The organism is Brachyspira pulli, from assembly GCF_036997785.1.
In the GTDB taxonomy this organism is placed as follows: domain Bacteria; phylum Spirochaetota; class Brachyspiria; order Brachyspirales; family Brachyspiraceae; genus Brachyspira; species Brachyspira pulli.
Window position 1 is genome coordinate 1 of the sequence record NZ_JAWLQI010000027.1, and the last position, 18,586, is coordinate 18,586.

The window sequence follows — 18,586 nt, forward strand, 5'->3', positions numbered from 1 at the left end:
ATATGAATGCAACTTCAATGAAGCTGTGAAAAAAGTTTGTATTATTGTTATATTAAAAACTACTTGTTAAAAGAACCTATATTTTATAATATGGAAAGCTTTTTCATTTGTAATAAAGGAAATAAATTGTATAATGATATTATGAGTAATAAAAATATTAATGTTTTGAATGATTATTTTGTTAGATATTTATTTGCATCTTCTGATAGTAATGCTTTATTATTGGATTTTATAAATTCTACGATGCTTGATTCTGGCATGAAAATTTTTCGTTCAGTAGAGATTTTGACACCTTTTAATTATAAAGCAAATAATGAAGATAAAGAAACTATTGTTGATGTAAAGTGTATAACTCAAAATGGTGCTGTAGTCATTATAGAAATACAATTACAAGGCAATTCAAGATTTCCAGAAAGAATATTATATTATTGGGCATCAAATTATAGTAAGTTATTAAGGCATGGTGAAAAGTATGATGCTTTAACTCCAGTAATAAGCATTAATATGTTAGATTTTAATTTAGATGCTACAGAGAATATTCACTCTTGTTATATGCTTTATGAAACAAATAATAAGAAATTGTTAACAGACCATTTGCAGATACATATACTAGAATTAAAAAAGTTTAAATATGATTTATTAAAGCCAGATTTAAACTGTTGGTTAAAGTTTTTTACTATGAAAGATAAAGATGACAAGGAGGCAATTATGTCTGAGTTAGTTAAGGAAAAGACTATAATGGAAGAAGTGCAAAAAAAATATAATAATTTTATAAAAGATAGATTAATGATGAATGAGTATGATAAAAGACAAGCATATTTATATGGTAATCAGATAATGCTTGAAGAAGAAAGAAGATTAGGCAGGGAAGAAGGGAAAAAAGAACAGCAAATATCTATAGCTAGAAATTTAAAAAAAACAGGTATAGATTTAAAAATAATCAGTGATAATACGGGACTAAGTATAGAAGAAATAAAAAATTTGTGAGCATCTAGTAAATTTATTTATATGTATTTTTGTAATATCTTACTATTTTTTTCAAGCATTTATATATGTATGCCTTTTTATAGATTTATTTTTAGTATATGCTGAAAATTTTTTAAGTTTGTCAATTTTTTATTCAACTTTTTCCCACCGCACACGCTCTGCGGACTTCGTCAAAGTTACAAAAAGTGCAAGTATAAAATTAGTATTAAATCATACTAAAATTGTTTTACATGTAAGATAGATTATTAATTTAAACTAAAATATAGCCTTTTTGCTTCTTTGTGGCAATACCACAGGCACTTCCTTCGGTCGCAAAAGAAGTGGGGGTGTGGGGGCAAAGCCACCACAAACAATAAAATTGAAAAACTAAAATTGACAAAATATAGTTGTCTAGGTATATATAAATCAGGAAACTAAATTTTTAACAGTATCTCTTCCAGCATTCAAAGCTTTTTTTATTTATATATAAAAAGTTTTCGCTAAAAAACCTTTATTTATATATAAAAAATTACTCGTTAAAAAGAGCCTGCCATTTTTCAAATAGCAGGCTTTTATTCATATATAAAAAAGTTTTCGCCAAAAGAACTCTGTACTCTTACGAGTACAGAGGCTCAAACTTTTTTATTTATTAAATACTTTTTCTATTAAGATACTAAATTTTTAACAGCATCTCTTCCAGCATTTAATGCCTTTTTTATTTATATATAAAAAAGTTTTCGCTCAAGAAACTCTGCACTCTTACGAGTACAGAGGCTCAAACTTTTTTATTTATTAAATACTTTTTTCTATTAAGATACTAAATTTTTAACAGCATCACGTCCAGCATTCAAAGCTTTCTCATTAGATGGTAAAAATTCTTTCTTGCGTTCTCCGAATACTTTCAAAAATGCCTGCTGAACACTGTCAAATGATACTATGTTATGAAGTGTAAGCAAAGCACCAAGCATTACCATATTAGCGGATTTTGGATTACCTATATCGCCGGCAATTTTATTTGCTTCAACATAAGCCACTTTTATATCATTTCTTGAAGCTTTCTTTTCTATTAAAGATGAATTGATTAATAGTATGCCGTTAGGCAAAACATCTTTTTCAAATTTAGTAAGAGAAGGAAGATTCATAATAACAGCAGCAGTAGCATCATGTGATATAAGAGGGGAGCCTACAAGTTCATCGCTTACAACAACGGAACAGTTAGCTGTACCGCCTCTCATTTCAGGGCCATAAGAAGGACACCAAGTAACATGTTTATCTTCTATCATACCAGCATAAGCAATCATCTGTCCCATAGACATAACACCTTGACCGCCGAAACCAGCAAAAATTATTCTATTTGTACTCATATTTCCTCCTTAAATTAACCGTCATTTCTAAAATTGCCAAGAGGATAATGAGGAATCATATATTCTCTTATCCATTTATGTGATTCTGTTGGAGATATACCCCAGTTAGTAGTACAGCTTGTAAGCATTTCTACTATAGAGAATCCTTTTCCTGCTATTTGATTTTCAAAAGCCTTTTTAACAGCCACTTTAGCTTTTCTTATATTAGCAGGGCTATCTAAAGCAACTCTCTCAACAAAAGTAGCTCCTTCCAAAGTAGCAAGCATTTCACATACTCTTATAGGTTTACCAGCTCTATGGAAATCTCTTCCAGCTTGAGTTGTAGTTGTTTTCTGTCCTTCCAAAGTAGTAGGCGCCATTTGTCCGCCTGTCATACCATAAATAGCATTGTTCAAGAAAATAACAGTGATATTTTCTCCGCGTGCTGCAGCATGTACTATTTCAGCAGTACCAATAGCGGCTAAATCTCCATCGCCTTGAAGTGTAAATACTACTGAATCTGGAACAGCTCTTTTTACTCCAGTAGCAAGTGCAGGGGCTCTGCCATGTGCTGCCTGCTGCATATCACAATTAAAATATTTATAAGCTAGTACAGAACAACCTACAGAAGCTATTCCTACAGTTCTATCAAGTACATTAAGTTCTTCTAAACATTCAGCTATTATTCTTTGTGATGTTCCATGCATACAGCCAGGACAATAATGTGTCCTATCATTAGTTAATCCTTTTGACTTTTCAAATACTATCATATAATACCTCCAGCAAAACCTCTAACATTATCTATTATCTCATAAGAAGTAGGAACTAATCCTCCAGCTTTACCATAGAATTTAACAGGAACCTTACATTCACATGCCAATTTTATATCATCTACCATCTGTCCCATACTCATTTCTATACTTACATACATTTTGCAATTAGGATTATCGAATGCTTTTACAGGGAAAGGCCATAATGTTTGAGGACGAATCATACCTACCTTTTTGCCTTCTTCTCTAAGTTTATCAACTACTCCTCTTACTACTCTTGACATAGTGCCATAAGACACAAATAAAAGTTCAGCATCATCTGCCTTATATTTTTCAGCTCTGGCTTCTTTCTCTTTTATTTCTGCATATTTTTCTTGAAGATGTATATTATGTTTGTATAATAATTCAGGCTCTAAATAAAGAGAGTTTACTATGTTTTTTTCTCTTTTTCCTCTAGTTCCATTAGTAGCCCAAGTTTTCTCTTTTAATTCATATTTAGGTTTATATATTATTTCTACAGGCTCCATCATTTGACCGATAAAACCGTCAGCAGCAACATAAACAGGAGTTCTATAATGATCAGCTAAATCGAAGGCTTCCATTATCATATCAGCAGCTTCTTGTAAATTGGCAGGAGCTAATATAGGACAATTATAATCTCCGTCGCCTCCGCCTCTAGTCATCATATTATAATCGCTTTGAGCAGGCTGTATACTTCCAAGTCCTGGACCGCCTCTCATAACATTAAGTATAACAGCAGGTACTTCAGCACCGGCAAGATATGATATGCCTTCCTGTTTCAATGCTATTCCAGGTGAAGAAGAAGAAGTCATAGCTCTGACACCAGCACCGCCAGCACCGTAAACCATATTAATAGCGGCTATTTCGCTTTCTGCCTGCACAAAAGCTCCGCCGGATTCATACATAGCTTTAGACATGAATTCCGGTATTTCATTTTGCGGTGTTATAGGGTAACCAAAAAAACATTTGCATCCAGCAGCAATGGCAGCAGTAGCCATAGCTTCGTTTCCTTTCATTAATGTTCTAGCCATTATTTATCCTCCTCTTTATCCAGTCTTTCTACTTTTATACATATATCAGGACACATCATAGCACAATTAGCACAGCCTACACATTTTTCCATATCAGTAACTGCAGCAGGATAATATCCCCAAGAATTCATATTTTCTTTATCTAAGTATAATATCTTAGTAGGGCAAACAGATATACAATTAGAGCAGCCTTTGCATTGCTCACTATCAATAGTAACTCTACCTTTAGCCATATTTCCTCCTCTATATTTATTGATTTTTTTAGTATATTAAAAATATATACTAATATAATAATATTATATTTAAAAAAAACGCTTTGTCAAAATTTAGACAAATTAAATTATATTTTTAATATATAAAGTGAAAATATAAAAACTTCAATGAATAATACTAACTATTATATATAGTAATAACTATCTAAAATTATTAATTAAAGTAATTTTTTTTGTTCTTTAATTACAAAATTTATCTTACATATAGTAATTATTGTAATTTTTATATATAATAAAAAATAATTAATAATTTTATGAGAGACTATAATATGAATAATGATGATAAAAAGAATATTGAAAGATTATTTGATTTAGGACATGAGGCTTTTGTAAATAAAGATTATGAAAAGGCTATTGAGTATTTAGACGAAATTATAAATATTTACAATAAAGATATTATAGCATACTCTGATGGGGAATTTATTATATATAGTGATTCATCGTATGATAATGAAGATGAGGAAGAAGGAATAAATGTTAATGATGAGGATATAAACAGCACTCATAATATTTTAGTAGATGCTTACTATAATAGAGCTATATCAAAATATAATATGAGAAATTATGAAGAAGCCATAAAAGATTTTGATAAAGTTATTGAATTATCTCCTGACAAATCAGATGCATATTACAATAGAGGACATTCAAAATCATATTTGAGAAGATATGAGGAAGGTATCGAAGATTTTAAAAAGGTATTAGAGTTTAATGAAGATGATTATGAGGCAATGTATTATGTGGGACTTGGATATTTTTATTTATCAAACTATGAGGAAGCTATAAAGCATTTTGACTTGTCTTTATCTTTGTTGGAAAAATCTGGGGAAGCAGAAATTGATGATATATATTATTATAGAGGACATTCAAAGTGTTATTTAAAAATGTATGAGGAAGCTTTATCTGATTTCAATAAACTTATAGAGCTTAGAGAAGATGATAATGAGGCGTATTATTCTAAAGGGTTAAGCGAGTTTTATTTAGGCTTATATGAAGAAGCTGTAAAAGACTTTGATACTTCCATAAAATTAGATTCTACTTTTTCAAATGCATACTATTTTAGAGGGCTTGCAAAAAATAATTTGGAATTGTATCAGGAAGCTATGAATGATTATAAGAAGGCTTTAGAATTAGGTACTGAAAACACAGTAAACATTTATAATGATATGGGGCTTCTTGAATACAAGCTAGGAAATTATAAAGATTCAATAAAATATTATACAAATATAATAGAAATAGATGAAAATATATTTTACGCCTACTATAATAGAGCATTAGCTGAAGAAGCATTGGATTTGTATGAAGATGCTATCAAAGATTATAGTAAAACTATAGAATTAAATCCAAATGATGTTTATTCATATAATAATAGAGGTCTTATAAAGAATGAGCTTAAAATGTATGATGAGGCATTAGAAGATTATAACAAAGCTATAGAGTTAGAAAAAAATGATGCTTATTTATACAATAACAGAGCCTTGCTTAAAGGAAAAATGCAATTATATAGAGAGGCTTTAGAAGATTTTGATAAAGCTATAGAATTGCATAATTGCGATAGTGAGTTTTATTATTTCAGAGGTCTTACTAATTTCTACTTGAATGAATATGATGAGGCTATAGAGTATTTCACTAAAGCAATAGAATTAGATGATTATTATATTAATGCCTATAATGAAAGAGGTCTTACTTATTATAGAATGAATGATTATGATTTGGCTCTTAGAGATTTTAATAAGGTAATAGAAATTGATGATGAAAATATATATGCTTATTATAATTCTGCTTTATGTTATGAGGCAATAGAAGATTATGAAAAGGCTGTTAAATATTATACTAAAGTTATAGATATTGATAATCAGCATATAGAATCTTATTATAACAGAGCATTATCAGAAATGGAGCTTGATTTATATAATGAAGCTATAGAAGATTTTAATAGAGTAATAGAAATTGATAATGATAGCGTTGATGCTTATTTTAATATAGCTATATGTTATGATTCATTGAATAATCTTGAAGAATCTATTAAATGTTATGATAAAGTTATTGAAAAGGAGCCTTCATCTATTGAGGCATATTATAATAGAGGTTTGAGTAAAGTTGGTATTCAGCTTTATGATGAGGCTTTGGAAGATTATAAAAAAGCGTTAGAAATAGATCCTAATTATTTAACTGCTTATAATGGTATAGGATTTTCTAAAACAAAACAGTCTAATAATGAATTTAGAAAAGGAAATATTTCTAAGGCTATAGAATTAATATCTGATGCTTTAATTTATTATAATAAAGGTTTGGAATTAAATATAGATGATAGTTTAACAACTGCTTCAGTATATGACAGTATTGGGTATACTGTTACAAAGTTAGCTAATATATATTTATTTACTAATGATAAAGAAAAAGCAATTAAATATTATAATGAAGCTTTATCATATTTCAATAAGTGTATAGAACTAAATAATAAACATGCATTAGCTCATAATAGTTTGGCTTATATTGATATACAGTTTGACAAGATGAATAATATTTTTGATAAGTTAAATGAACAGGCTTATAAAAATTTTGAAAAAGCTTATAAGTTTGCAAATAAAGAAGATAAGAAGCTTATATTAAAATGTATTACTTCACTTGCAAAAGAGAATATAAAAACAGCTGTAGAGTTTTGTAATAGAAACAATATAGGTTTTAATTAACGCACGGTAAACGAAATAAAAAATATAAATTAATTTAGAATTCAAATTTTTCTATATATCAAAACAGATAAACCGTGCGGTGTTTAAATTAAAAAATCTAATCTCCGCTTGGGTGGGGCATGCTTTTTTATTATTGGCTTTAAATATAATTAAAATAAATAATTTAAATCAAGCTATAAGTATAAAGGGTGGGCAGTCTTAGTAATTCTTTAAAGTTTATTTTAAAAACCCACCCTCTATATTTTTTATTTTAATTTGTGAATTGTAGTTTTTATTTCTTTATTGTATAAATAGAAAAATTTAACACCCACCCAAATTGGTTTTAGGTTTGGTATGTATTTACCGCACGTTTAATGAAGTTTGTAAAATAGGGTAGGGTAAATAAAATGAATTGAAATTATATTATTTGGCGATTTTACCGTGCGTTGTATAAATAAAAAAGGCTTATAAAATGAAAACATCTTATAAGCCCGTATATGAAAATGTGTGTAACTTAATTATTCAGTTTTAAATAAATTAACAGCCTCATCTTTAGCACTATTAACAGCATTAACAACAGAAGCAGAAGATATTGTAGCACCGCTTATAGCAGCTATTTGTGCTTCTTGTGCTTCCTCTGGTTTAATACCCTTAACAACAGATAAAGGAACTATAGAACTCTGTCCTTTAAATTGATCTCTAAAGCTAGGCTCAGTAATTTTAGCACCAAGTCCTGGAGTTTCAGCCTGCTCAGTAACAACTATTGCAGTAATACTTTCTACATTAGCATCGAAACCAACAAGTACTTTATTTTCCCCATTGTATCCGCCGGCAGAAGAAAGTATAGCATAACCAACCACAGTACCGTCAGATTTTTTGCCTATATAATATAGATATGAAGAATTTTCAGTTAAAGGCCCTTCTAATTCATCAGCACCATCAATAACAGCTTTAACACCATTTAATACAGTTTTTTCATTGTTTGCAAGAATATCCTTTTCAAAAGAAGAATATACAAATGAAAGTAAAAAGCCTGCAAGCAATGCTGTAAGAGTAACAGAAATAACAGCAGAATAACCAACTTCTTTTTTCATTATTTATTTCCTCCTTCTTTTTGGAGATTAGCTTTATTTATAGCAAGCAGCTCTTTTTTACCGAAAGGCAAAGGACGAGTAAGCATAGCAATTAAAGGCATAAACATATTACCTATAAGTATAGAATACATCATATATTCCGGAGAAGAACCAAAAGTTCTTAATATAGCAAGTACAGTACCTATTAAAAGAGCATATATCCAAGCACCTAAATGACTTGAAGGAGAAGTAACCATATCAGTAGCCATAAAGAAAGCACCTAAACCAAAACCGCCTGCCAATACATGATATATAGGAGAAGCAATTTTTCCAGGCATAGATAACCATAATATAAGAGTTACTAAGAATAAAGATATAAACATTCCTAAAGGTACTCTCCAATCTATAGTTTTAGTAGCAAGTAAGTATATACCTCCTATTAAAAGCAATAGGAAAGAAGTTTCACCTATAGCACCGCCTGTACTTCCTAATAACATTTGAAGATAATAATGAGCTTCAAATTTTATTTGTTCTATTAAAGATGTACTTAAATTAGCATTGTATGTGAATTTCATGAAAGTTAAAGGAGTAGACTGAGTCAAAGCATTCATCATGTCTATAGACTGAGTACCGCCAGTAACAGTATTTACTAAATTATGAAGTCCTGGAGCAAATAAATCTAGGAAAGGAACTCTCACAGGAGCAGGATACATAGTCATTTGAGCAGGGAAAGCAACTTGTAAGAAAGCTCTTCCAACTAAAGCTGGGTTGAATATGTTAGAACCTAAACCGCCGAATACTTCTTTAGCAAATACTATAGCTATAACACTTCCAATTACCACCATAGTAACAGTAGCAGATGGAGGCAATGTCATAACAAGAAGCACAGCAGTAACTATAACAGCATAATCAGGAAGTAAAGGTCTTTTTCTTACTTTTTTAACTATTACAGTAGAAAGTATACAAGTGATAATAGCAGTTAAATATAGAACTATAACTTTAGCCCCGAATAATACTATACTATATATAATAGCAGGCAAAAGAGCTATAATAACTCTTAGCATTATTTTATTGGTAGTATCTCCAGCTTTTATATGTGGAGACGATTCTGTATAAAATTTCATAATTATCTCCTTAAATCATCTTCTTAACAAATCTTTACCAAATCTAATCCACTGAGTCAAAGGAATTTTAGAAGGACAAACATAAGAACAGCAGCCGCATTCAAAACAGGTTGCTATATCTAAATCATTCAATTTATCTTTAACTTTAGCTTTAGCAGTATGAGCAATCTCGGTAGGAGATAATCTAAGCGGACATGCATTAGCACATCTTCCGCATTTAATACATGGATATTCTATTTCTTTAGGCATTTTATCTTTATCTAAGAAAAGTAAAGAGTTAGTACCTTTATTAACACATTGTTCTAAATTAGGTACGCTTGCTCCCATCATAGGACCGCCTGCAAGTATAAGTACATTTTCAGCAGTAATTCCGCCGCATTCCTCAACAACATGCGAAATAGGAGTACCAAGAGGAAGCCAAACATTTTTATGTTCTTTTATAGCATCACCGGAAATGGTAACAAGTCTTTCTATAAGAGGTTTATCTTTAGCAACCGCTTCATATATAGCATAAAGAGTAGCTATATTAACAACTAAAACGCCAACGTCCATAGGTAATTTACTTACAGGAACCACTCTGCCAGTAGTAGCATCTATAAGCATTTTTTCAGCACCTTGAGGATAACGAAGTCTTAAAGGCATAACTTCAACATTATGCTCTTTTCCTATTTTAGTCATTTCTTCAATTGCTTTAGGTTTATTATTTTCTATACCAATAACAGTTCTTTTAACAGAAGGTATAATTTTTCTTAATATTTCAATACCCTTAAATAAATCTTGGGTATATTCTATCATAAGTCTGTAATCGCTGGTGATATAAGGCTCGCATTCAACACCATTAATAACTAATGTATCGCATCCGCCCTTAGCAGCACCATCAACTTTAACATTAGTAGGGAAAGTAGCACCGCCCATACCTACGATTCCAGCCTGCTGTATTTTTTTAGACATTTCTTCAGCAGATAGAGACATATAATTAGAGTGTTCAAAATATGCCAAATTATCAGCACTGCTGTCTGTATTTATAAGTAAAGCATTAGCTCCGCGTCCAAGAGGATTAGCAGCTATTTCCACAGAAGCAACTGTACCAGTTACAGATGAATAAACATTACCAGAAACATAACCGCTAGCTTCTCCAATAAGTTCACCTCTATTAACTTTATCCCCTTTATTTTTTAATATTTTGGCAGGAGCACCAATATGTTGTGCCATAGATATTAAAACGCTTTTAGGCAAGTTAGATAGAGTTGATGAAGCTATATCAGCAGTGTCTTTGCTGTCATTTGGATGCACTCCACCAAAACGAAATTTACCCAACTTCATATTATCAATCCTTCATTTAATCAAATTAATGTAAAACACTATTATTAATTTAATTATTGTTTATTTAATTTATAGAAATCACAGCTACAGATTTTGTATAACCGCTTCCATAGCCGCATACAGCAACTTTACTATTTTTCTTTATAAATCCATCTTCTAAAGCCATAGATAATGCTACACCAGAAGAAGCACTTAAAGAAGGATTAGCATTTTCCATTTTTGAATATACTATATCTTTACTTACTGATAATGTATCAACAAAATTATCATAAGCGGCTTTACTAGAATAGGAAGGTATATAAAAATTAGGCTCTATATGATTGGAAGATAATACTTCTTTTACATATAAAGCTGCTTTTTTAGCTTCTTCCTCAAAAATATTACTATTTTTTATAGAGATAAAATGTTCTTTATTTAATACACCTTCTTTTGTATAAGGTTTAGCAGTTCCGCCCATAGGTATATAACAATTTTCTAAAGCACTTCCATCAGTTACAGAATCTATAAAATCAATTTGAATATCTGATTGTTCATTAGTAACAAGTGCGGCAACACTAGCATCATCAAATCTATTTTCATCATCACATATATAGAAAGATTCAGTTGCTACTACTAAAATGTTTTTGTATCTATTACTTTTAACAAAAGCATAAGCTAATCTCAAAGCAGATAAAAATCCAGTGAAATCACTTTCTATATCAAAACAAAAAGCATTGCTGGCTTTAATTTTTCCTGCTAATATACAAGCAGTAGAAGGATAAACATAATCTTTAGTAACAGTGGCACAAATTATAGCATCTATTTTATCTGGTGATATATCTTTTAATACCTCATTGATAGAAAGCATAGCCAAATCTGAAGCTGCCATATTAGTTTTTTGATTTTTATAAGTGCCTTTACAAGATTTTATGTATACCATTATAGAATTCCTTTATAAAAATTGAATGTTTTTATTTATCTAATTTTGATATAATTAAAATATTCTTCTCTTAGCTCCAGAGTCAAAGAGTTCTTTAGCTATTTTTTCATTAACTTTATTTTCTAAGAACTTATACATATTAAGCACAGCATTTTTTACACCAACACCGCTAGTTTTTCCATGACCTACAAATGCTCCCCCATTTAAACCTAATAGTATAGCAGAACCATAAGAATCAGAGCTTAATTGAGATTTTAAGCTGTTAAATACAGGTTTCATCATAAGCCCGCCCATAACGCTAACAGGATTCTTTTTTACCTCTGTTTTTAGCATATTAACTACTAAAGAAGCTGTACCTTCTATAGTTTTTAATACTATATTTCCATCGAATCCGTCTGCTACAACTACATCAGCCGCATCAGATTTTAGCATATCATTAGGCTCAACATTACCAATGAAATTAATTTTTTTCATTTTTTGAAGGCGTTCAAAGACTTTTTTGGTATCAGCATTACCTTTGGAATCTTCTTCACCTATATTAAGAAGTCCAACTCTAGGATTTTCTATTTTTAAATATCTTTTGGCGAATACTCTGCCCATAACAGCGAATTGTGCCATATAATCTGGCGTACAATCCACATTAGCTCCCATATCCAACATACAGAATTCTCCGCCTAATTTAGGAAGTGTGGATATAAGAGGAGGACGCATAACACCTTTTAAACGTCCTATTTCAGTAAGTGCTGCTGCCAGAGTAGCACCTGTATTACCTGGAGAAAAGAAACCATCTGCTTCTTTATCTTTAACCAAACGAGCAGCCAATAAAACAGAAGCATTTTTCTTATGTTTTATTGCATTAGCAGGACTTTCGTCCATACTAATAATCTCATCAGTATGTCTAATATCTACACGATTATGATCATATTTCTTTTTAGATAGGACTTGACTTATACTTTTTTCATTACCTACCAAAATTAAATTAATTTTATCGTTTTCTGGTAATGCACTAATGGCACCTGATACCAATTCTTCGAGAGGCTTCTCTCCACTGGCTACATCAATGGCTAAAATCATAGTACTTCCTAATTAATTTATTTTTTTATTATCATCCTGCATTTTGTGTTTTTGGAGCTTTTACTACTCTGTCTTTATAGAAACCACATTCAGGACAAATTCTATGCGGCATTCTTTCCGCTCCGCATTGTGGGCAAATTGATAAAGAACCTAAGAATCTTTTATCATTAGCTGCTTGTCTTGATCTTTTTTTTGCTTTCGATTTTCTATGCTTTGGTACTGCCATTTTATATCTCCTTAAAAAATATTTATTATAGACTTTTATCAAAACTAGATAACTGTCACTATTTTACAATATAAAATATTAAATATAATACTATGAAGTATCAATTTTGTCAAGTAAAATTAACATAACATTAATTTCTTATCTCATAAATCCGCCTATATTATTTTTTATTACATTTCTATTGCTTATTATTATAGAGCTTTTTTCTATTATTTCATCGCTAAAATTGATTTGGTACGTTTTAGATGTATCTTTATTGAGAAGTATTTCATAAGAATCCATAACTTGTACAAAGTCTATGCTATCTGTTTTGCCATCATTATCCATAACATACTTAAGTAATAATGCTAATTTTCTGCCCAAATAGTAATAGTTACAGTCAAGTGAGAATAGTATATCCGAGTTTAAAGCATTCTCTATATCTGTATTTATTATTGGTATTGAATATTTGTCGCATACATAGTCTATATTATAAATATTGTCATCTATATAATTTTCTTTGGCTATGAATAAATAGTCTATTTTCGCAGAAGTGATAACTTTTTCTATATCATTAATAGTATATGTCTCATTTACTAACATAGGATAATAGGATATATTTTCATTGCTGCAATACTTCTGTAAATCTTCTGATATATGGCTTGATATTCTGGATTCTCCTGTATGTAAATATCCTAAAGATTTTATTTCTTTATCTGATATTATTTTTAAATATTCAGTTATATCTAAATCTACATATACTCCTGTGATATTATTATTTTGTATCTTATTTTTTTCTATAGATGATAAGGATATATGGTTGAAAGAACCTGCAAATACTATAGATTGTGGTACTATTATATTCATTGATAATAAAGTGGCATTTTCTCCCAAAACTATAGCTATTGTGGAATTATCATCTCTTACATTATTAGCTATTTGTATTATTGAAGAATCATCTCCATTAGAAGTGTAGAAGTTTATTTTTACATTTAATTTATCTAATGATATTTGATCAAGCAAGCCTTTTTCTAATGAATTAAATTTTTTATCATTTTCTTCTTTTATTAGACTTATGATAAAGGTTTTATTTGAAGATTCTTCGTCACTGCAGGATATAACTAATAGTAGCAACAGCAATAAAAAATATTTAATGGGGTTCATAAAATCACCTAATTATATATTTTTACTATGTGCAAAGAAATATATATTATGTCCTACAGCTCTCATTTTTTCTTCATACAAAGTAACTCCATAACCTTCCAATTTATGAACATAGTCATTATCCAAAATATTTTTAAAGTTCTTTGCTTCTTTATAAATAGGATTCATTATTTCCAAAGCATAAGTATCATCATCAGTAACAGAATAGAATATGCCATCATCTTTAAGTAAAGGATACATTTTATTTAAAAAGTCTTTTGTGAATATTCTTCTATGGGCATGTTTTTTCTTTGGCCAAGGGTCTGGGAAGTTTAAATATATTTTATCAAAATAATATTTTCCATTTAAATATTCATCTATTACATTATTAGCTTCACCGAATATAATAGTAAGATTTTTTATATTTCTTTTATATGCTTTTGATACAGCTTTTTTGGCGGCTTTATATGAATACTCAATTCCTATAAAATATTTATCTTTATTATTCATAGCAAGTTCTACTATAAACTTTCCGTTTCCGCATCCTATTTCTAATTCTCTTACATTGTATTCTGATAATCTTTTTGATAATTCATCTTTTATTATTGTTTTATCTTCTGTATTAAATTCATCTAATAGATATTCTTTTAATATTTCGTCGCTAAGATTTATACTTCTCAATATTTATTCTCCTAGTATTTTGTTTGAATGATATATTACTTAGTATTTATGTCAATACATCATAGATATTTTTTAACGCACGGTGAAAGAAATTCTAAATATAATTAAAATTGTATTTATATTTAATTATATATTTTAATTAAGTTATTCGTGCGGTATGCAGATAACAAATTTAAACATATCTTGGGTGGGTGTTAAAAAATCTGTTTAAAATATTTAGGAAAAATAAAACTAAGAACTCATATTTAATTATTAAAGAAAGAGGGTGGGCAGTTAAAATAAAATTTAAAAACTTATTTAGAAATCCCGCCCTTTATTCTTTATAGGTGTTTGTAAAAATTTAATTTAAATTATCTTTATTGCTTAATTAGAAATGTTAACGCCCGCCCAAGTTTTTATTAGGTTTAAAATTTAAATTAACGCACGGTTAATGCATTTTATCATTTAATGAATTTGTATTGATAATTGATTTAATAATAAAATTTTGTTCACCGTGCGTAATTGAAACTATATTTTATTTTAGTAAATTTAGTGATTTCAAACTTTCCTTTACTATGCTTATTCTTTTTTCAAGATCATCAGAATTGACATTGTCAATATTTAAAGCAAAGACGTATATATTATTATTTTCTTCAAGCCAGCCTACAAACCAGCCAATAGGGTTAGTTGTCATGTTGTCGGAATCAGCTAATCCAGTTTTTCCATGAAATGTATAATTATCTGTTTGTTCTAGTATAGTAATATCAGAAACAGCTTCTTGTATTTCTATAGGATATGGCAATTCATTTTGAGCTAATTTAGTTAATAATTTAACTTGTTCCATTGCACTTATTTCCAAAGGGCCCTCAAGCCAAAAAGTATCTACACAGTCACCTATATTTTTATTACCAAAATCTAGTTTTTCTATGTTTTCTTTCATTTTTTCAAGGCCTATTCTTCTTGCTAATTCTTTATATGCTGGTACTTGTGAATTTTTAATTGCATATCTTAAATTAGAGTCCTTAGCCCAAGATTCAAGGAAAACTTTTTCACCATTATATTTATAAAATACTTCGTCTACATCTTTAACTGCTTTCTCATATAAGCCTATTAAACTATTATAAATTTTAAATGTTGAGGCAGGATAAAATCTTTGTTCAGCTCTTTCTTTGTTATGAATTATATATTTATTCTCATTTAAATCGTATATAACTAATGTTCCTTCTGTATTGCTGTTAGTGAATATGTTATCTATCAATGTAGTTTCATCTGATGTTTTTTCTGTATTTTTACAAGATATTAAAATAACAAAAATTAATATTAATATAGAAATTTTTTTATACATTTATAATCCTTTGTTTTAATGTATTTTTTGCGGAGTATATACTTAATTTATAAGTTTGTCAAAATTAATAAATTATTTAGAAATCCCGCCCTTTATTCTTTATGGTGTATTTTTGAAATTTTTATTTGCATTATCTTTATTGCCTTAATTAGAAATTATAACGCCCGCCCAAGTTTTTATTAGGTTTAAAATTTAAATTAACGCACGGTTAATGCATTTTATCATTTAATGAATTTGTATTGATAATTGATTTAATAATAAAATTTTGTTCACCGTGCGTTGTGATTACTAATATTTTTAATTAAAATACTGCTTTCATAGCAATATAATATCTTCCATCTGTTGAACCTTGGAAACCAAAGTAGAAAGGATCAAATTTGATATAAGCACTATACTCTAAACAGAATAAATCTTTACTCATATCAAAATTATTTTTATTGTCATCATCATAATCAACAGGTATATAGAATAATGGTCTTATAGCAATATTTAACATTTTCCATTCAAGACCTAATTCAAACCTTAAATAATGAGCATCATTATCTCTCCAAGTGTATTCGCCCAATAAATTAAGCCATAATTGTTTATCAAGGAAAGGAATTTTACCCATACCAGATAATTGTACTAAATGATGAGTTCTATCATCATCATATCTATCATTATCATCATAATAGTTTTGGAATTTAGATGGTGATAAAGAAGTTTTGTTATTATATTGATATAGAATTTGAGCTCTAAAGTAATCTCCATTTATTTTGAAATTAACACCTAAAGGTTTTGAATCTTTAGAAAAACCTTGAGAGTAAGTCAATTCATAATAGTAACCAATTAATCCTGCTCTAAAACCCATCTCATTATCAACTCTAGGCAAATACCAATGAGGTGCGAAACTTGAAGCTTCACTGTCTATCACAGAAGGAAGAAGCATAAATGTATTTCCGTTTATATCATTAACAGCCTTCATTCTGAAAGATAATAATATCCTAGTTAATGTAACAGTTTCTATACCAGCATCATATAAACCTATACTTCCAGTTGCATTGTCTTTATTGAATACATCGAATTTGGAAGTCATAGTAACGAATGGGGTAGCTGAGAACATCCAATCGAAATGGAAACTTTTACCTAGAGATAGATACATATTAGGCATGCTGAAATGACCGTTTTTTAAATCCACACCGATTAATGTATTCATATGAAGTTCTATTGTAGAAAGTTCATATAAAAGTCTTGAAGAATAAGAAGTTTGTAAAGGAGCTTCTCTCTTATGACTTTCATGTATGAAGTCAAAAGGCATGTAACTTTCAGTAGGTCTTATAGGTTCTATTCCAATATATGGCCACACATCAACTATTCCTTTTAATAGTCTTTGTTCCTTCTCTGTATATGGTGATTGTGCATATACAGCCTGCAAGCTTATAATTAAGCTTAATATAATTAGTGTTAAAATATTTTTCATATAATTGTTTTTAATTGTTTTATTTATATGTTATAATTCTATCATATAAATAAAAAATTGACAATTGAATTTATATGTGATATAATTTTTAATAGTCTTTTGGGGGAGTAAAAAATTGAAAGAATTTAATATTTTAGAAGAAAAAATCAAAGATTTTTTAGATGAATATCAGGTTATATCCTACGATAATAAGGAATTATTACAAACTATAGAGCAATTAAAGGGTGAAAAAGAACAATTAATCAATACCCTAAATCAAATTAAAGACAATTATAATGCTCTAAAAGAAGAAAAAACTATTTTAGAAGCTGATAAAAGAAATGCTAATGATATTTATAATACTATAAAAGAAGAAAAAGATACTCTTATAAAGCAATTAGAAGCTACTAGAATAGAAAGAGATAATTTAAAATCTAATTTTGAAAATATAGAAAAAGATTCTGTAAGCCTTTTGGAAGAAAATGATCATACAAAAAAAGAATTAGAAAAAGCTCATAGAACTATAGAAGCATTGAAAAAAGAAAATGAAGACTTACAAGAAAAATTGAGCATTCTTATAGAAAAAATAGACAGCGTAAGAAAAGGAAATTTTGATTCAAAAAAATCTTATCATGCGGCACAATCAGCACCAGTAACTAATAATAATCAAGAACCTTCACAAGCTGAGGAAGTTGAGTCAATAAAAGAGGATATAAAAGAAGTAAAAGAAGAAGTTAAACATATTGAAGAAGAAGTTACTAAAGTTGAAGCAGAAATACAAGATGAAGAAGATCCTTTCAGCACTCAAGATGATGCATTTGATTCAGAATATGAAGAATATAAAAATGCAGAAGAAACTAATAAAATAGAAGTAAATGAAGTTCAAAATACTAATGAAAGTCATGAAACTAAAGAAGTTGTTGAGGTTGTTGAAAATAAGGAAATAAAATCAGCTTCAAATGTAAAAGTTACTGAAGACGAAGACCCATTCTCTAATGCTTCAGATGCAAGCTGGGACGAAGATATAAAAACAGAAGAAGCTAAAGCTCCAGCTGTAGAAGAAGAAGTTAAAGAAAATAACAGTAATGAAAATAAAGAAGATAATTATGAATTTGATATAAACGAAGACGATCAATATATGTTCGGCGATGATGATGAGGAAGAATTCTTCTTTGATAATGAATCAAAATAATTGACTGCAGGTTAATGA

General features: G+C 29.1%; 17 protein-coding genes. 3 read left to right on the forward strand and 14 right to left on the reverse strand.

The genetic code is table 11. The features are described 5' to 3' along the window. Nucleotides 1-141 precede the first annotated feature (141 nt). Nucleotides 142-987, forward strand: a complete 846-nt coding sequence (locus R4K56_RS07595; protein ID WP_335769007.1) for an Rpn family recombination-promoting nuclease/putative transposase — start codon at nucleotides 142-144, stop codon at nucleotides 985-987. Between the two features lie 788 nt (nucleotides 988-1,775). On the opposite strand, the gene R4K56_RS07600 is transcribed toward R4K56_RS07595, so the two are convergent. The 4 genes from R4K56_RS07600 to R4K56_RS07615 are packed head-to-tail and all read right to left on the reverse strand — an operon-like array spanning nucleotide 1,776 to nucleotide 4,364. Then, the gene (locus tag R4K56_RS07600; RefSeq protein WP_335768933.1) at nucleotides 1,776-2,330 is read right to left on the reverse strand and encodes a 2-oxoacid:acceptor oxidoreductase family protein; all 555 of its coding nucleotides are present in this window, start codon (nucleotides 2,328-2,330) and stop codon (nucleotides 1,776-1,778) included. Between the two features lie 14 nt (nucleotides 2,331-2,344). Beyond that, nucleotides 2,345-3,079, reverse strand: coding sequence for a thiamine pyrophosphate-dependent enzyme (locus tag R4K56_RS07605; protein ID WP_335758235.1), 735 nt, complete (start codon nucleotides 3,077-3,079; stop codon nucleotides 2,345-2,347). Then, nucleotides 3,076-4,131 carry a 3-methyl-2-oxobutanoate dehydrogenase subunit VorB gene (gene vorB, locus R4K56_RS07610; protein WP_335772294.1) on the reverse strand — a complete coding sequence of 352 codons (1,056 nt, stop codon included), beginning with the start codon at nucleotides 4,129-4,131 and terminating at the stop codon, nucleotides 3,076-3,078. The genes R4K56_RS07605 and vorB overlap by 4 nt, the downstream gene beginning before the upstream one ends. Next, nucleotides 4,131-4,364 carry a 4Fe-4S dicluster domain-containing protein gene (locus tag R4K56_RS07615; protein ID WP_297297789.1) on the reverse strand — a complete coding sequence of 78 codons (234 nt, stop codon included), beginning with the start codon at nucleotides 4,362-4,364 and terminating at the stop codon, nucleotides 4,131-4,133. Before R4K56_RS07615 ends, vorB begins: the two co-directional genes overlap by 1 nt. 308 nt (nucleotides 4,365-4,672) lie before the next feature. Between R4K56_RS07615 and R4K56_RS07620 the strand changes: the two genes are divergently transcribed. Beyond that, nucleotides 4,673-7,093 (forward strand): tetratricopeptide repeat protein, encoded by a 2,421-nt coding sequence (locus R4K56_RS07620; RefSeq protein ID WP_335772295.1) that lies wholly within the window; start codon nucleotides 4,673-4,675, stop codon nucleotides 7,091-7,093. Between the two features lie 497 nt (nucleotides 7,094-7,590). Here the strand turns inward: R4K56_RS07620 and R4K56_RS07625 are convergent, their stop codons facing one another. The 10 genes from R4K56_RS07625 to R4K56_RS07670 all read right to left on the reverse strand — a co-directional run bounded on the left by R4K56_RS07625 (nucleotide 7,591) and on the right by R4K56_RS07670 (nucleotide 17,397). Beyond that, nucleotides 7,591-8,166, reverse strand: coding sequence for an RnfABCDGE type electron transport complex subunit G (locus R4K56_RS07625; RefSeq protein ID WP_335772296.1), 576 nt, complete (start codon nucleotides 8,164-8,166; stop codon nucleotides 7,591-7,593). Beyond that, nucleotides 8,166-9,269, reverse strand: coding sequence for an RnfABCDGE type electron transport complex subunit D (locus tag R4K56_RS07630; RefSeq protein WP_335772297.1), 1,104 nt, complete (start codon nucleotides 9,267-9,269; stop codon nucleotides 8,166-8,168). The genes R4K56_RS07625 and R4K56_RS07630 overlap by 1 nt, the downstream gene beginning before the upstream one ends. Before the next feature lie 15 nt (nucleotides 9,270-9,284). Then, nucleotides 9,285-10,592, reverse strand: coding sequence for an electron transport complex subunit RsxC (gene rsxC / locus R4K56_RS07635; protein WP_335758240.1), 1,308 nt, complete (start codon nucleotides 10,590-10,592; stop codon nucleotides 9,285-9,287). 64 nt (nucleotides 10,593-10,656) lie between these two features. Next, the gene (locus tag R4K56_RS07640) at nucleotides 10,657-11,511 is read right to left on the reverse strand and encodes a 3-oxoacyl-ACP synthase III family protein (RefSeq protein WP_297297778.1); all 855 of its coding nucleotides are present in this window, start codon (nucleotides 11,509-11,511) and stop codon (nucleotides 10,657-10,659) included. A gap of 54 nt (nucleotides 11,512-11,565) precedes the next feature. After that, complete coding sequence (plsX, locus tag R4K56_RS07645; RefSeq protein ID WP_335772298.1) at nucleotides 11,566-12,585, reverse strand: phosphate acyltransferase PlsX; 1,020 nt, start codon at nucleotides 12,583-12,585, stop codon at nucleotides 11,566-11,568. Between the two features lie 31 nt (nucleotides 12,586-12,616). Continuing rightward, the gene (gene rpmF, locus R4K56_RS07650) at nucleotides 12,617-12,811 is read right to left on the reverse strand and encodes a 50S ribosomal protein L32 (RefSeq protein ID WP_014489261.1); all 195 of its coding nucleotides are present in this window, start codon (nucleotides 12,809-12,811) and stop codon (nucleotides 12,617-12,619) included. Nucleotides 12,812-12,949: 138 nt separating this feature from the next. After that, a complete protein-coding gene (locus R4K56_RS07655; RefSeq protein WP_335772299.1) occupies nucleotides 12,950-13,954 on the reverse strand; it encodes an ABC transporter substrate-binding protein in 1,005 nt (334 codons plus the stop codon). Between the two features lie 12 nt (nucleotides 13,955-13,966). Continuing rightward, the gene (gene trmB, locus R4K56_RS07660) at nucleotides 13,967-14,614 is read right to left on the reverse strand and encodes a tRNA (guanosine(46)-N7)-methyltransferase TrmB (RefSeq protein WP_335759282.1); all 648 of its coding nucleotides are present in this window, start codon (nucleotides 14,612-14,614) and stop codon (nucleotides 13,967-13,969) included. A gap of 514 nt (nucleotides 14,615-15,128) precedes the next feature. Then, nucleotides 15,129-15,938 (reverse strand): OXA-63 family oxacillin-hydrolyzing class D beta-lactamase OXA-1102, encoded by an 810-nt coding sequence (locus R4K56_RS07665; RefSeq protein ID WP_242934115.1) that lies wholly within the window; start codon nucleotides 15,936-15,938, stop codon nucleotides 15,129-15,131. 301 nt (nucleotides 15,939-16,239) lie between these two features. Then, the gene (locus R4K56_RS07670) at nucleotides 16,240-17,397 is read right to left on the reverse strand and encodes a hypothetical protein (RefSeq protein WP_335756366.1); all 1,158 of its coding nucleotides are present in this window, start codon (nucleotides 17,395-17,397) and stop codon (nucleotides 16,240-16,242) included. A gap of 115 nt (nucleotides 17,398-17,512) precedes the next feature. Between R4K56_RS07670 and R4K56_RS07675 the strand changes: the two genes are divergently transcribed. Further along, a complete protein-coding gene (locus tag R4K56_RS07675) occupies nucleotides 17,513-18,568 on the forward strand; it encodes a coiled-coil domain-containing protein (RefSeq protein WP_335756365.1) in 1,056 nt (351 codons plus the stop codon). The last annotated feature ends 18 nt before the right edge of the window (nucleotides 18,569-18,586 follow it).

Bases quoted from the DNA above. Each gene is read 5' to 3' on its own strand.
- R4K56_RS07595 (WP_335769007.1), top strand. From the start codon at position 142: ATGAGTAATAAAAATATTAATGTTTTGAATGATTATTTTGTTAGATAT.
- R4K56_RS07600 (WP_335768933.1), bottom strand. From the start codon at position 2,330: ATGAGTACAAATAGAATAATTTTTGCTGGTTTCGGCGGTCAAGGTGTT.
- R4K56_RS07605 (WP_335758235.1), bottom strand. From the start codon at position 3,079: ATGATAGTATTTGAAAAGTCAAAAGGATTAACTAATGATAGGACACAT.
- vorB (WP_335772294.1), bottom strand. From the start codon at position 4,131: ATGGCTAGAACATTAATGAAAGGAAACGAAGCTATGGCTACTGCTGCC.
- R4K56_RS07615 (WP_297297789.1), bottom strand. From the start codon at position 4,364: ATGGCTAAAGGTAGAGTTACTATTGATAGTGAGCAATGCAAAGGCTGC.
- R4K56_RS07620 (WP_335772295.1), top strand. From the start codon at position 4,673: ATGAATAATGATGATAAAAAGAATATTGAAAGATTATTTGATTTAGGA.
- R4K56_RS07625 (WP_335772296.1), bottom strand. From the start codon at position 8,166: ATGAAAAAAGAAGTTGGTTATTCTGCTGTTATTTCTGTTACTCTTACA.
- R4K56_RS07630 (WP_335772297.1), bottom strand. From the start codon at position 9,269: ATGAAATTTTATACAGAATCGTCTCCACATATAAAAGCTGGAGATACT.
- rsxC (WP_335758240.1), bottom strand. From the start codon at position 10,592: ATGAAGTTGGGTAAATTTCGTTTTGGTGGAGTGCATCCAAATGACAGC.
- R4K56_RS07640 (WP_297297778.1), bottom strand. From the start codon at position 11,511: ATGGTATACATAAAATCTTGTAAAGGCACTTATAAAAATCAAAAAACT.
- plsX (WP_335772298.1), bottom strand. From the start codon at position 12,585: ATGATTTTAGCCATTGATGTAGCCAGTGGAGAGAAGCCTCTCGAAGAA.
- rpmF (WP_014489261.1), bottom strand. From the start codon at position 12,811: ATGGCAGTACCAAAGCATAGAAAATCGAAAGCAAAAAAAAGATCAAGA.
- R4K56_RS07655 (WP_335772299.1), bottom strand. From the start codon at position 13,954: ATGAACCCCATTAAATATTTTTTATTGCTGTTGCTACTATTAGTTATA.
- R4K56_RS07665 (WP_242934115.1), bottom strand. From the start codon at position 15,938: ATGTATAAAAAAATTTCTATATTAATATTAATTTTTGTTATTTTAATA.
- R4K56_RS07670 (WP_335756366.1), bottom strand. From the start codon at position 17,397: ATGAAAAATATTTTAACACTAATTATATTAAGCTTAATTATAAGCTTG.